This window comes from Streptomyces sp. NPDC001108 (assembly GCF_053598535.1).
The window spans coordinates 778,400-792,078 of sequence record NZ_JBSFKL010000001.1; the positions used below are offsets into that span (position 1 = coordinate 778,400).

The following is a 13,679-nucleotide window of genomic DNA, read 5'->3' on the forward strand; positions in this document are numbered from 1 at the left end:
CCAACTCCCCATGGAGCGAAGGAGAAAGGCATGCTGGGACTCGTGCCCTCACTTCCCCCACAGCCCCAACGCTCCCCGTTCAGCGGCCACATGGTCGTCTGCGGCGACGACGCGCTGGCCCGGCGGCTCGCCGTCGAGCTGCGTTACGTGTACGGCGAGCGGGTAGCCCTCGTCCTGCCGCCCGGCCGCGACGCCCGCCGCCCCGAACTGCCCCTGGCCGGGCGGGGCCTGGGCTCGCTGCTGGGGCGGGTCTCCTCGGCGATGAACCGCAACGGCGGCAACGGCGCCCGCCGGGGCGGCGTCGACCCGGACGACACGGACTCGCAGAGCGGCGCGTCCCGGCTCGGCGACGACACCAACGCCGGGGTCGACGCGGTCCGCATCCTGGAGGCCGCCGAGCCGTCCGACGAGGCGTTCGAGGAGGCGGGCGTGGAGACGGCCACCGCGCTGGCCCTGGTCTACGACGACGACGAGCGCAACATCCGGGCCGCGCTGACCGCCCGCCGCATGAACCCGCGGATCCGCCTGGTCATCCGGCTCTACAACCGCAAGCTGGGCCAGCATCTGGAGACCCTGCTCGACCAGGCCGCCGCCGTCACCGCGCCCGGCCTGGACCGGGCCGCCCTGGACGCCTCCACCACCGTGCTCTCCGACGCCGACACCGCCGCCCCCGCCCTCGCGGCGACCGTCCTCACCGGCTCCAGCAAGGTCATCCAGGCGGAGGGCCTGCTGCTGCGCGCCGCAGAACGCACCCCGCCCGGCGGCGGCCAGATCGCCGACCCCGGCCTGTGCACCCTCGCCCTCCTCTCCTCCACCACCCACGACCCGGCCGGGGCCGAGGGCTCCGACAGCAGCGGCGACGAGGGGCCCCGGCTGCTGCCCGACGAGCGTCAGGTGGCGGCGGCCACCGGGCGCGGCACGGTCGTCCTGGAGGCGATCAGCCAGGCCGGGCCGAGCGGACCGACGCCCCGGATGGGCGGCCGGGGCGCGCCGCTCAGCCAGGTCTTCTCGCGGCGGCTGCGCTGGTCGGCGCTGGGCGTCGGGCTGGCCGTGCTGGGCCTGGCCGTCGCGTCCACGCTGACCACCGGCGACTCCCCGGTGCACGCGGCCTACCTCACCCTGCTCGACCTGTTCGCGATGGGCGACCCGGCGATCGGCGACCCGACGGCCCGCCAGATCATCCAGCTCCTGTCCGGTGTGGCCGGGCTGATGCTGCTGCCGCTGCTGGTGGCGGGGGTCCTGGAGGCGTTCGGCTCGATGCGCACCGCGTCCTCGCTGCGCCGCCCGCCGCGCGGCCTCTCCGGCCATGTGGTGCTGCTCGGGCTCGGCAAGATCGGTACCCGGGTGCTGGTCCGGCTGCGCGAACTGGGCGTCCCGGTGGTGTGCGTGGAGGACGACCCGGACGCGCGCGGCATCCCGGTGGCCCGGCGGCTGCACGTACCGGTGGTCATCGGGGACGTCACGCAGGAGGGCGTCCTGGAGGCGGCGAAGATCCAGCGCGCCCGGGCCCTGCTCGCGCTGACCAGCATCGACACCACCAATCTGGAGGCGACGCTCTACGCCCGCTCGGTCAAGCAGGACCTGCGGGTGGCGCTGCGGCTGTACGACGACGAGTTCGCCACCGCCGTCTACCGCACCCTGCGCACCGCCCACCCGCACGCGGTGACCCGGTCCCGGTCCGTCTCCCACCTGGCCGCGCCGTCCTTCGCGGTCGCCATGATGGGGCGCCAGATCCTGGGCGCGATCCCGGTCGAGCGGAAGGTGATGCTGTTCGCGGCGATCACCGTGGCGGGCCATCCGCAGCTGGAGGGCCGCACGGTGGAGGAGGCGTTCCGGGCGGGTGCCTGGCGGGTCCTCGCCCTGGACGCCAACCCGCCCGGCAGCCGCCGCCCGGACCTGTCCTTCCCCGATCCGGCCTCCCCGGACCAGCCGTCCGGCCTGCTCTGGGACCTGCACCCCGGGTACGTCCTGCGCGCCGAGGACCGGGTGGTGATCGCCGCGACCCGCCGGGGCCTGGCCGAACTCCTGCGCCGCAGCCGGAGCGGGGCCCCGAGGCGGTGACCGGGGCGCCGCCCGGTCACCGGAAACCCGGGTGCCGGGCGCGCCGCCCGCCGCCTACCCTGCGGCCATGGACCGGACCCACGAACTCCTCAACGTGATCGACATCGAGGCGACCTGCTGGGACGGCCAGCCGCCGCCCGGCGCGGTCAGCGAGATCATCGAGATCGGGCTCACCGTCGTCGACCTGCGCGCGGCCGCGGAGACCGGCCCCGACGACGAGGGGCCGCGCACCCGGGGCCGGGCCGCCCGGGGCAGGACCGCCCGGGGAAAGGCGGCCCAGGACGGGATCGCCCGGGGAAGGGTCGCCCGCCACCGCATCCTGGTCCGGCCCGCCCGCTCCTCGGTCAGCGCCTTCTGCACCGGACTGACCGGCCTCACCCAGGCCGAGGTGGACACCGGGGTCTCCTTCGCCGAGGCCTGCCGGCTGCTGGCGGCCGAGCACCGCGCGGGGATCCGCCCCTGGGCCAGCTGGGGCGACTACGACCGCAACCAGTTCGTCCGCCAGTGCCGGGCGACCGGCACCCCGTACCCCTTCGGCCGCCACCACACCAACGCCAAGATCCCGTTCACCGCCGCCCACGGCCTGCGCAAGCGCCCCGGGATGGCCCGGGCCCTGGAGGTGGCGGGCCTCCCGCTGGAGGGCCGCCACCACAGCGGCGCGGACGACGCCTGGAACATCGCGGCGCTCGTCCTGGACACCGCCGCCAGGGGCGCCTGGCCGGTGCCGGACGCCCGCTGACCCGGCCCTCAGATCAGCCCGCCCATCGCCCCGCGCACCTCGGCCAGGGTCTCCGAGGCGATCTCCCGGGCCCGCTCGTTCCCGGCCCGGAGCACCGACCGTACGTACCCGAGGTCGCGGGCGTACGCGGCCCGCCGGGCCCGGATCGGTGCCATCCGGGCGTTGACGGCCTCGGTCACGGTCCGCTTGAGCGCCGCCGCTCCGCCCCCGCCGATCTCCTCGGCCACCGCGTGCGGGTCCCGGTCCAGGCAGAGGGCGGCCAGCAGGACGAGGGAGGACACCCCGGGCCGGTTCTCGGGGTCGTAGGTGATGTGCCGCTCGCCGTCGGTCTGGGCCCCCTTGATCAGCCGGGCGGTCTCGTCGGCGTCGGCGCGCAGCGCGATGGAGTTGCCCCGGCTCTTGCTCATCTTGGTGCCGTCGGTGCCCAGGAGCAGCGGCGCGGCGGAGAGCAGCGCGTCCGGTTCCGGGAAGACCTGCCCGTACCGCTCGTTGAAGCGGCGGGCGATGGTCCGGGTGACTTCGAGGTGCGGGAGCTGGTCCTGGCCGACCGGCACCAGGTTGCCCTTGCAGAACAGGATGTCGGCGGCCTGGTGCACGGGGTAGGTGAACATCAGCCCGCTGACGGAGGACTGCCGGGAGTGCGCGATCTCGTCCTTGACGGTGGGGTTGCGGTTCAGCTCGGCGACGGAGACCAGGCTCAGGAACGGCAGCATGAGCTGGTTGAGCTCGGGGACGGCGCTGTGGTTGAAGACCGTCGCCCGCGCGGGGTCGATCCCGGCGGCGAGGTGGTCCAGCAGCAGCCCCTCCATGTTCTCGGTGAGCCGGTCGGCGACGTCCCGGTCGGTGAGCACCTGGTAGTCCGCGACGATCACGAAGACGTCCACCCCGGCGTCCTGGAGCCGGACCCGGTTGTGGAGGGTGCCGAAGTAGTGCCCCAGGTGGAGCGGCCCGGTCGGCCGGTCCCCGGTCATCACCCGGAACCCCTCCGGGGCCTGCCGGATGCGCTCCTCCAGCTCGGCGGTGCGCCGCCGCTCGGACGGTACGGTCGCGGTGCTCATGGCGGGTCTCTCCCTGTGGTCCCGGCCGCGGTGGCGGCGGTGCGGAGGACGGCCCCCATGAGGGCAGCGAAAAGGGCCGTCCGTGAACGAACGGCCCTGTTTCCGTGCGAAGGCGAGGCGGCCGCTCCTAGAAGGAGCGCCACCAGCCACGGCACGGTACGAAGCTCATGCTCCGAGCTTAACGCGCCCGAGTTCCGCCCACACGAACTTTCCCGGCCCGCATCGCGCCCCGTCGGAGCGACCGGCATCAACGAAGCAACCCTCTGTCGCATCGAGAAGGCGCAGGCCCGACCCGTAGCGTGGACGCCGAATGAAACATCTCGCCGCTGCCGCCGCATCTAAAGGGTGTAGGCGACGGAGACAAGGGGAGAGTGGCGGATGAGACGGTCCCACGAGACCGCCTTCCGGGAGTTCGCGGCGGCCCGCATGAGGCATCTCTTCCGTTCGGCGTGCCTGCTGACCAGCGGCGATACCCATCTCGCCGAGGATCTGGTGCAGGAGACGCTGGGGCGGATGTACGTGGTGTGGGGGAAGCCGTCGAAGCTCGGCAACCCGGCGGCGTACGCACAGACGGTGCTCGTACGGGTCTTCCTGGCGCACCAGCGGCGGCGTTCGTCGGGTGAGCGGCCGAGCGACGAGCTTCCCGAGGCGCCGGAGACGGCCGCGCAGGGTGACGCCCCGCTGCGGCTCACGCTTCTGGACGCGCTGCGGAAGCTGCCGCCGAAGGACCGGGCGGTGGTCGTGCTGCGGTACTGGGAGGACCGGTCCGTCGCGGAGACCGCGGACGTCCTCAACATCAGCTCCGCGGCGGTACGCACCCGCAGCAGCCGCGCGCTCGCCCGGTTGAGGGCGCAGCTGGGCGACAGCGTCAAAGAGCTCGCGGCGCTCTGAGCCGCTCGACCGACGATGACGAGAAAGGGTGGTGATTCGGCATGTCCGGAACGCAGGAGGACCTGGACGCCTTCGAGGGCGGTCTCGGTGACGCGCTGCGCCGCACCGGGGAGGGCTTCGCGGTGGAGGGGCGCCCGCTGGTGGACGGGGGCATCACGCTCGGCCGGCGGAGGCAGCGGCGCAGGCGGGTGTCGGCGGTGACCGGCAGTGTGGCGGCGCTCGCGCTGGTGGGCTTCGGGGCGTCGTACGCGACCGGGGCGCTCGGCGGCGGACCGGGGTACGGCGTGGCCTCGGGGCCGAGGTCGCAGGAGACCGTTCCCGCGGCTATGTCGTCGCCGGGCAAGGGGCCGCAGCTCTCGGAGCAGCAGGTGATCGCGACGCTGGAGGGGCTGCTGCCGAAGGGGAAGGTCAGCGAGCGGGCGGGGCGCGGCACGGCGGACAGGGGCGGGCCCGGCGCACGCCTCGTCCTCGACGACGGCGGGGGCGCGGCCGCGATCGCGGTGAGCGTGGGCACCGTGGACCCGGGCGGCATGGAGGCGGAGCAGCGGCTCGCGTGCCCGGACAAGGTCTACACGCCCTACGACTCCTGCCGGACGGAGACGCTGGCCGACGGTTCGCGCCTGACCGTGCTGCGCGGGTACGAGTACCCCGACAAGCGCGTGGACACCAAGTGGTGGAGCGCCTACCTCGTGACGTCCGACGGTTACGCGGTCGACGCCAGCGAGTGGAACGCGCCCGCGGAGAAGGGCGCCGCCACCACCCGGCCCGAACCCCCGCTCACGGTCAGTCAGTTGAAGGCGCTCGTCACTTCCGACGCGTGGCGACCCGTGATGAGCGCGCTGGGCCGGGCGACGCCGGAGCCGACCCGGCGGCCGCCGGCCCCGGGGCAGGACGGCCGGGCGATCCTGAAGAAGCTGAAGGCGCTGCTGCCCGCGTCCGCGAAGGTGACCGCCGAGCGCGGCGACGACGGGTTCGCGTACGTCGTCGTGAACGACGGCAAGGGCGCGAGCATGGTGCAGATCAATGTGCAGTCGGGCATGTCGGACATGGAGGGGGAGCTGTTCGGGGCCGGGGCCGAGGTACTGCCGGACGGGACGAAGGTCGTCACGCGCCAGGGTCCGGGCGAGAAGGGCGGCGAGGGCGTGGTGATGTGGACCGCCGACACCATCCGCCCGAACGGCCTGCGGGTCGTGGTGTCCGCGTTCAACTCCGGCTCCCAGCGGACGAAGGCCACCCGGGAGACGCCCGCGCTGACCCTGCGGCAGCTGAAGGAGATCGCCGCGAGCGGCGAGTGGGCCGCGGCGAAGTAGCCGTACGTACACAGGCACAAAAGCACAAAGACGCACAGGCGCGGAAGCGCTGTCACTGTCACGGTTCGTCGGCCGAATCCGCTCGCGCGGGTTCGGCCGACGGCGTTCGCGGGGGCGTTCGCGGGGCGGTCCGGCACGCGCTGCGGGCGCCGTTCCGGCCGTAGCGTGGAGGGAGCGCCTGGCGGGCGCCGGGGCGCCCGGCTACTTCTTGGCGTGCTCGCCGACGTAGAAGAGGATCCAGACGAAGCCCGCGAAGAGGTGGGTGGCGAAGACGTAGACGAAGACGCGCAGCATGACACCGCGCTCCTTCCAGCGTTCGCTCCCGCCCGTCCCGCTCATGGGCCCGCCCTTCGTTCCGGCGGCGGTGCCGGGCGGCCCGCTCGCGTCCCGTCCAGGGTACGGCCGCCCCGTCCGACCCCCGCGGAATAGGCCGGGGGGGCTCACCGTTGTAGGGTGTGTTCAGATAGTTCAATGTTCAACGAAACTAGGTTTCTGGAGGCGGGCCATGGAGTTCGGCATCTTCACCGTCGGAGACGTCACCACCGACCCGACGACCGGCAGGACCCCGAGCGAGAACGAGCGGATCAAGGCCACCCTCGCCATCGCGCAGAAGGCGGAGGAGGTCGGTCTGGACGTCTTCGCGACCGGCGAGCACCACAACCCGCCGTTCGTCCCGTCCTCGCCGACGACCACGCTCGGCTACATCGCGGCCCGCACCGAGAACCTGATCCTGTCCACGTCCACCACGCTGATCACCACCAACGACCCGGTGAAGATCGCCGAGGACTACGCGACGCTCCAGCACCTCGCGGACGGCCGCGTCGACCTGATGATGGGCCGCGGCAACACCGGACCGGTCTACCCCTGGTTCGGCAAGGACATCCGCCAGGGCATCCCGCTCGCCATCGAGAACTACGCCCTGCTGCACAAGCTGTGGCGGGAGGACGTCGTCGACTGGGAGGGCAAGTTCCGCACGCCGCTCCAGTCCTTCACCGCGACCCCGCGCCCGCTGGACGGCGTCCCGCCGTTCGTCTGGCACGGCTCGATCCGCTCCCCGGAGATCGCCGAGCAGGCCGCGTACTACGGCGACGGCTTCTTCCACAACAACATCTTCTGGCCCATGGAGCACACCCGGAAGATGGTCGACCTCTACCGCCGCCGCTACGCCCACTACGGGCACGGCACCGCGGAGCAGGCGATCGTGGGCCTCGGCGGCCAGGTGTTCATGCGGAAGAACTCGCAGGACGCGGTGCGGGAGTTCCGCCCGTACTTCGACAACGCGCCGGTCTACGGACACGGGCCGTCCCTGGAGGACTTCACCCGCGAGACGCCGCTGACGGTCGGCTCGCCGCAGGAGGTCATCGAGCGGACCCTGTCGTTCCGTGACGCCGTGGGCGACTACCAGCGCCAGCTGTTCCTGATGGACCACGCGGGACTGCCGCTCAAGACGGTCCTGGAGCAGCTCGACCTCCTCGGCGAGGAAGTCGTGCCGGTGCTGCGCAAGGAGTTCGCCGCGCTGCGCCCGGCCGGGGTCCCGGACTCCGCGCCCGTCCACCCCGCCGTCGCCGCCGCCCGCGCCGCCGCACCGACCACGAAGGAGAGCTGACCACCGTGACCACCGTGTTCGCCACCGAGCCCGTGCGCATCGTCGCCGTGTCGGCCGGGCTGAGCAGCCCGTCCTCGACCCGGCTGCTGGCCGAGCGGCTGGCCGGGGCCGCCCGTGAGCGGCTGCTCGCCGAGCAGGACCGCCCCGTCGAGATCCGGGTGATCGACCTCCGCGACCTGGCCGTGGACATCGCCAACCACCTGGTCACCGGCTTCCCGCCGGCCGCCCTGGACACGGCGATCAAGGAGGTCGTGGAGGCGGACGGGCTGATCGCCGTCTCGCCCGTCTTCACCGCCTCGTACAGCGGGCTGTTCAAGTCGTTCTTCGACCTGGTCGACAACACCGCGCTGACCGGCAAGCCCGTCGTCATCGCGGCGACCGGCGGCACCGCCCGCCACTCGCTGGTCCTGGAGCACGCGATGCGTCCGCTCTTCGCCTACCTGCGGGCCACCGTCCTGCCGACGTCCGTGTACGCGGCGTCGGAGGACTGGGGCTCGGGCGGCGACGAGTACACCGACGGGCTGCCCTCCCGCATCCGGCGGGCCGGGGGCGAACTGGCGGCCGCGCTCACCGGCGGGCGGGCGGTCTCCGGGGCGTCCAGGACCCCCGGGCTCGACGACGAGGTGGTGCCGTTCGAGCAGCAGCTCGCCGACCTCCGCCTGGACTGACCCCCCACCCCGCACAACCGCCCGGTTTGATTAGAGTTGCACCGGAAGATGCGCACTGAGCCGAACCGAGCTGGAGGCAGTGATGGGCAGGATCGTGGTGGGCGTTGACGGCTCCGAGTCGTCGGTCAAGGCTCTGCACTGGGCCGTACGCCAGGCGGAGCTGACCGGCGACACGGTGGAGGCCGTCAACAGCTGGGAGTACCCCGCGACGAGCTGGGCGTCGATGATGCCCGGCATGCCGGAGGACTTCGACCCTCAGGCCCTGGCGACCGTGGCGCTCAACGAGACGCTGGAGGAGGCGCTGGGCGCCGAGGGCGCGGCGAAGGTCAGCAAGGTCGTGGTGATCGGCAACCCGGCCCAGTCCCTGCTGGACCGGGCCAGGGGCGCCAACCTCCTGGTCGTCGGGGCGCGCGGCTACAGCGGCTTCAAGGCGACGCTGCTCGGCTCGGTCAGCCTCCACGTCACCCAGCACGCGCCGTGCCCGGTGACGGTGGTCCGCGACTGACACCCCGACCGCGGAACGTGGAGCGGGCCCGTACGCCGTGGCGTACGGGCCCGCTCCGTCGTCCCGGGGGAGCTACGTCTGTTGCTCGTGGGTGTAGAAGAGGTAGAACGCCGTGATGAACATGCCGAGGCCGACCGAAAGGCCCAGCATCGAGGAGCGCAGGACGCTCGATCCGGTCAGCCCGACCAGCAGCCCGATCGCCGCCGCGGTCAGCAGCCCGTAGGCCAGCCCGCGCAGCAGGGGGATCATCCGGTGCTGGACCCGGCCGAGCGCGAAGCAGAGGACGGCCAGCACCACCGCGGTGATCAGGCCGTACCAGAACTGGCGGTAGCCGGTCGCGCCGTTGTTGCGGAGGATGAACGAGGCGTACAGCCCGTACGCCCCGCCCAGGATGACGGGGATCGCCCAGGAGAGCGCGCTGTGCCCGCGTGTCTGGACCCGCGATCCCGTCCGGCCGCGCGTCGGCATTGCTGCGTGTGTGGACATGCGGAGTTCTCCTTCCGTGACTCCTGTCCCCTCCAGGGCACACCCGACCGGGGCACCCGGCAACTCGGATGGCCTACGGCCCGGGGCGTCCCGGGCCGCCACGCGATTCCCTGGGAGGGTGCGGACGTATCTCTCGGCGGCCTGTTCGGCGGTACTGGTGGTGCTGCTCGCCGTCCTCGTCCCGGTCGGCGCGCTCTCCGCCTGGGTCGACCTGGAGATCGACAACACCGACCGCTACGTCGACGCGGTCGCCCCGCTCGCCGACGACCCCGATGTCCGGAACACCGTCGCCGACCTCATCACCGACGGGGCGATGCGCCAGATCGACGCCGGTCCCCTCCAGGGCGCCGCACGGAACTTCCTCCACCAGGCCGTCCTCTCCTTCACCACCACCGACGCCTTCCGGGACGCCTGGACCACCGCCAACCGCACCGCCCACGAGGCCGTCACCGCCGCCCTGGACGGCAGCACCGGCGAGGCCGTCACCATCGACCTGGCACCCGTGACCGAGCAGGTCAAACGGAACCTGGAGGAGAACGGGGTGCCGTTCGCCGACCGCGTCCCGGTCCAGCACACCGACATCACCCTGATCTCCGCCGACCGGGCCGACCAGCTGCGCCAGACCTTCCGGCTGCTGCGCGGCGGCAGCGTGTGGCCGGCCGTGGCCACCGTGCTGCTGGCCGTCCTGGCGGTGGCCGGGGCCTGGGCGCGGGGCGGCGGTCCGGGGCACCGGCGCTCCCCGACCGCCGCGCTGGCCGCCCTCGCGTGGACCGGGCTGGGCTTCGCGCTGGGGGCGCTGGTGCTGCGCGCGGTGGTGGCGGTCGCCAGGGGCCGGGTGCTGTCCGAGGTGCCGGGCGACGAGACGGCGGGGGCGGCGGCGGTCTACGACGCGCTGACCGGCTCGCTGCGCACGACCGCGTGGACGGTGCTCGCGGTGGGGCTGGTGGTGGCGGTGGTCGGTGCGGTGCTGGTGCGGCGGCGGAGCCTCTCCGGCGGCGGGAAAACCCGGGGCCCAGGCGTCGACATGCGGTGACGGGCGGGCCGGGGAAGAGTGGTTCCCGTGACTGCCGGACCGGGGGCGAGCGAGAGGTCTTCCGCATGCGAGCCATAGCCGTCGGCGCGTTCCGGGCCGACCCCGAACTGGTGCAGCTGCCCAAGCCCGAGCCGCGCGCCGGTGAGGTGCGGGTCAGGGTCCAGTACGCCGCGCTCAATCCGTCCGACTGGCAGACGCCGGAGGGCGCATCGGGCGACGGGCCGGTGCCGCAGGTGTTCCCGATGGTGGTGGGCGTGGACTTCGCGGGCCGGGTCGACATGATCGGCAGCGGCCGCAACCGCTTCCGGGTCGGCGACCAGGTCTTCGGCCGGGTCCCCCGCCCGAACCCCACCGGCGGCGGCAGCTACTGCGAGTACCTGTCCGTCCCCCAGGACTCCGCCGTCACCGCCGTCCCGCCCGGCCTCTCCCTGCGGGCCGCCGCCGCGCTGCCGTCCGCCGGGATGGCCGCGGCGCAACTGCTGGAGACGGCGGCGCTGCGGGGCCACGAGACGCTGCTGCTGATCGGGGCGGCGGGCGGTGTCGGCAGCTATCTGACCCAGCTCGCCTCGGCCCGTGGCATCCGGGTGATCGCCGTGGTGCGGGGCGACGAGCGGCGGCGGATGACGGAGCTGGGCGCCGCCGCCACGGTCGACACCACCGCGGGCCCGCTCGACGCGGCGGTACGGGAGAGCTGCCGGGACGGCGTCGACGCCGTGATCGACCTGGTCTCCGACGGCCCGGACGCCTTCGCGGAACGGGCCGCCCCGGTGCGGCGCGGCGGGGTCGCCGTCACGACCCGGGGCGTCGCCGCCGGAGCCGCGCTGCCCGCCGGGGTGACCGGGATCGACTTCCGACTGGAGCCCAGCCCGGTCCTGCTCGACGTGCTGGCGGCGGGCGCCGCCGAAGGGGTGCTGCGGGTGCCCGTCGACGCCGAACTCCCGCTGGAGAAGGCCCCGCAGGCCCTGGACCGGAACCGGACGGGCGGGGCTCGCGGCAAGACCGTGATCGTGCTCTGAGCCCCGTACGTCCTACTGCCCGGGGCCGGTACCGGTGCCGCGCAGGCGGTCCATCTCGCGCCGGTCCCGTTTGGTCGGGCGGCCCGCGCCCCGGTCCCGTACCGGGATCTGGAGGGCCGCCTCGCGCGGCGGTGGCGGAGGGCTGTTGTCGACGTAGCACTCCACCGCCACCGGCGGGCCCACCCGCTTCTTCACGATCTTCGACACGACCACGATCCGGTCGCGGCCCTCGTGCCGGAGCCGTACCTCGTCGCCGACGCGCACCGACTGGGCGGGCTTGGCGCGCTCGCCGGCGACCTTCACATGTCCCGCGCGGCAGGCGGCGGCCGCCTGCGACCGGGTCTTCGTCAACCGGACCGACCAGATCCAGGCATCGACCCGGACACTGCCCTCCGCCTGCGGCGCCTCACCGGAAACCATGGGTCCGACTCTAGAACGTCGGACCCCCTGGCGGGAGGATCAGCCGAAGTCGCTGATCACCTCGGACATGTTGTAGCTGTACACCTCGCGCTTGCAGGCCCCGCACTTGCTGCTCGGCGCGTGCTCGCTCAGCGACCACAGCTGCGGTGCGAAGCCGTCGCCGCGTCCGTGCGCCAGGTAGAGGTCCTCGGGGCCGAACGACGACGCCAGGGTCTTCGCGTTGCCGACGAGCTGGGACGTTCCGTCGACGGTGCCGGGCGTGGCCTGGAGCAGCCGGCCGTTGCTGTAGCCGTTGCTGCGGTGGAAGTACCACTTGCCCTCGTACCGGTTGACTCCCTGGATCTTGTGCCACAGGGCCTCGCCGTTGAAGGTGCCCCCGGCGGGCAGTCCGTACGCCAGGTCCGCCTCGGCGACGGTGCCGGGCGCGCCCTCGACCGCGGCGGTCAGCGCCGTCATCGGGTACGTGCCGACCCGGCCGGGGCTGGTGCCGCCGTTGTTGGTGTTGCAGTACTCGCCGAGGATCAGGTGGTCGGTACCGGTGCGGTCCAGCGAGATGTACGAGGCCTTGGGGCGGCCGGTCGCGTAGCACTGGTTGCCGCTGGTGGTCCCGCCGTTCTTGGCGGTGCTGAACTTCAGCGTGGCGACCTGCGGCATCACGTAGCGGTAGCCGTAGCCGTACCAGACGTTGTTCTGCCGGCCGATGCGCCGCTTGTCGACGACGTTGCTGGTGAGGCCGTCCGGCGTCTTGTCGTCGACGTCGGCGTTGTTGTCCGGGTTGAGGTCCATGATCTTGCGCAGGTCGAAGACGCGCATGCCGTTGGCGGTGTCGGCGACGTACAGGTAGTTCCCGTACCAGACCATGCCGCCCGCGTGGATGCCGTTCTGGGCGGCGCAGGACGGTGTCACCGTGCCGACGCACTTGCCCTCGCGGGCGTGCAGCGCGTCGAAGGAGATGTGGTCCTTGGAGTTCATGTACGGCCAGACCAGCAGGACATGGCGGTACATCTGGGTCGCCTGGTTGAAGAAGCTGACCCGGATGCCCTTCTCGTTGCAGGCGTCCGTCGTCGGGCTCGCCAGGCAGTTGCCGGCGCCGGAGGCGTAGTCGCTGCGGCCCGGGTTCTCCGCGTCGTAGGCGGCCACGGCGATCGGGTCGGAGTTGGACGTGCCCCAGTCCTCGTCCTCCTGCGCGTCCGAGACGCCGGTGATGGCCTGCGGCACCCACTCCGACGAGGTGGCGTCGTCGCTCTTCCAGCAGACGCGGTGGTTGACCGCCAGGTCGGGGCCGTAGATACCGGCGGTTCCGCAGGCGCCCTCCCATCCGGCGGGGCGGTTGGCCTGCTCCATCAGCTCGGTGAGGCCCTGCTTGGGCAGGGCGGCGTCGAGCTTGGTGACGAGGCCGGAGATGTCGCTGCCGGTGACCAGCTTGAAGTCCCCGGCACGGCCGGGAACGGGGGCGGCGGCGAGGGCGGCGGCGCTCGGGGCGGGGGTGGCGGTCGCGGCCCCGGCGCCCGTTCCCGTCCCCGCTCCCGCGAAGTCGTCCTGTTCGGACTCGGGTTCGTTCTCGAAGCCGTCGTCCGGCATGCCCTCGGTGGGCGTCGCGGGGTCCTCGGCGGCCCTGACCGAGGACGGCGTTCCGGAGACCGGTGAGGCCACCGCACCGGCGGCGGGGACAAGACCGGAAAGCATCGCTCCGGCCGCTGCTGCACAGACGACAAAACGTGTTCTACGGGTTGGTTTTCCCACGTGGAGGCCCTTCTTGGGGATGCTCTCGAACAACGGACAACGGTGTGCCCGCATTTGGATCGGACACACCGCGCGGTCACGTTAACAACGCATCTCACGACCGGATGAGCAGATTTGACCGACGCACATCAGGCCCGCACGCC

14 protein-coding genes are annotated in these 13,679 nt (G+C 72.9%); 9 read left to right on the forward strand and 5 right to left on the reverse strand.

All coding sequences use genetic code 11. The features are described 5' to 3' along the window. Positions 1-30 precede the first annotated feature (30 nt). Both ACWC97_RS03460 and ACWC97_RS03465 read left to right on the forward strand, forming a co-directional pair. Positions 31-2,061: an NAD-binding protein gene (locus ACWC97_RS03460; protein ID WP_450647181.1), complete on the forward strand. Its 2,031-nt coding sequence runs from the start codon at positions 31-33 to the stop codon at positions 2,059-2,061. 67 nt (positions 2,062-2,128) lie between these two features. Further along, entirely contained in the window at positions 2,129-2,800 is a 672-nt protein-coding gene (locus ACWC97_RS03465; RefSeq protein ID WP_450647183.1) for an exonuclease domain-containing protein, read from the forward strand. An 8-nt stretch (positions 2,801-2,808) separates the two neighbouring features. Here ACWC97_RS03465 and trpS read toward each other — a convergent pair whose 3' ends face one another. Beyond that, on the reverse strand, positions 2,809-3,858 hold the full coding sequence (trpS, locus tag ACWC97_RS03470) for a tryptophan--tRNA ligase (protein WP_450647185.1): 1,050 nt from the start codon (positions 3,856-3,858) through the stop codon (positions 2,809-2,811). Positions 3,859-4,236: 378 nt separating this feature from the next. On the opposite strand from trpS, the gene ACWC97_RS03475 reads away from it, so the two are divergent. After that, entirely contained in the window at positions 4,237-4,749 is a 513-nt protein-coding gene (locus tag ACWC97_RS03475; RefSeq protein ID WP_352274169.1) for a SigE family RNA polymerase sigma factor, read from the forward strand. A gap of 41 nt (positions 4,750-4,790) precedes the next feature. Continuing rightward, entirely contained in the window at positions 4,791-6,059 is a 1,269-nt protein-coding gene (locus tag ACWC97_RS03480; RefSeq protein WP_450647188.1) for a hypothetical protein, read from the forward strand. A gap of 201 nt (positions 6,060-6,260) precedes the next feature. Here ACWC97_RS03480 and ACWC97_RS03485 read toward each other — a convergent pair whose 3' ends face one another. Then, positions 6,261-6,398: a DUF6126 family protein gene (locus ACWC97_RS03485; protein ID WP_366288753.1), complete on the reverse strand. Its 138-nt coding sequence runs from the start codon at positions 6,396-6,398 to the stop codon at positions 6,261-6,263. A gap of 166 nt (positions 6,399-6,564) precedes the next feature. Between ACWC97_RS03485 and ACWC97_RS03490 the strand changes: the two genes are divergently transcribed. The 3 genes from ACWC97_RS03490 (at position 6,565) to ACWC97_RS03500 (ending at position 8,838) form a co-directional block, all read left to right on the forward strand. Next, on the forward strand, positions 6,565-7,665 hold the full coding sequence (locus ACWC97_RS03490) for an LLM class flavin-dependent oxidoreductase (protein ID WP_352274166.1): 1,101 nt from the start codon (positions 6,565-6,567) through the stop codon (positions 7,663-7,665). 14 nt (positions 7,666-7,679) lie between these two features. Continuing rightward, positions 7,680-8,333 (forward strand): FMN reductase, encoded by a 654-nt coding sequence (locus ACWC97_RS03495; RefSeq protein ID WP_352274236.1) that lies wholly within the window; start codon positions 7,680-7,682, stop codon positions 8,331-8,333. An 82-nt stretch (positions 8,334-8,415) separates the two neighbouring features. Then, on the forward strand, positions 8,416-8,838 hold the full coding sequence (locus tag ACWC97_RS03500; protein WP_352274165.1) for a universal stress protein: 423 nt from the start codon (positions 8,416-8,418) through the stop codon (positions 8,836-8,838). A 72-nt stretch (positions 8,839-8,910) separates the two neighbouring features. Here ACWC97_RS03500 and ACWC97_RS03505 read toward each other — a convergent pair whose 3' ends face one another. Then, the gene (locus ACWC97_RS03505) at positions 8,911-9,324 is read right to left on the reverse strand and encodes a hypothetical protein (protein WP_450647191.1); all 414 of its coding nucleotides are present in this window, start codon (positions 9,322-9,324) and stop codon (positions 8,911-8,913) included. 118 nt (positions 9,325-9,442) lie between these two features. Between ACWC97_RS03505 and ACWC97_RS03510 the strand changes: the two genes are divergently transcribed. Together ACWC97_RS03510 and ACWC97_RS03515 are read left to right on the forward strand one after the other, a co-directional pair. After that, positions 9,443-10,357 (forward strand): hypothetical protein, encoded by a 915-nt coding sequence (locus tag ACWC97_RS03510; RefSeq protein WP_352274163.1) that lies wholly within the window; start codon positions 9,443-9,445, stop codon positions 10,355-10,357. Between the two features lie 65 nt (positions 10,358-10,422). Then, positions 10,423-11,373 (forward strand): NADP-dependent oxidoreductase, encoded by a 951-nt coding sequence (locus tag ACWC97_RS03515; RefSeq protein ID WP_352274162.1) that lies wholly within the window; start codon positions 10,423-10,425, stop codon positions 11,371-11,373. A gap of 12 nt (positions 11,374-11,385) precedes the next feature. Here ACWC97_RS03515 and ACWC97_RS03520 read toward each other — a convergent pair whose 3' ends face one another. Both ACWC97_RS03520 and ACWC97_RS03525 read right to left on the reverse strand, forming a co-directional pair. Continuing rightward, positions 11,386-11,793, reverse strand: coding sequence for an RNA-binding S4 domain-containing protein (locus ACWC97_RS03520; protein WP_352274161.1), 408 nt, complete (start codon positions 11,791-11,793; stop codon positions 11,386-11,388). Positions 11,794-11,832: 39 nt separating this feature from the next. Further along, positions 11,833-13,479: a hypothetical protein gene (locus ACWC97_RS03525; protein WP_450647194.1), complete on the reverse strand. Its 1,647-nt coding sequence runs from the start codon at positions 13,477-13,479 to the stop codon at positions 11,833-11,835. Positions 13,480-13,679 lie beyond the last annotated feature (200 nt).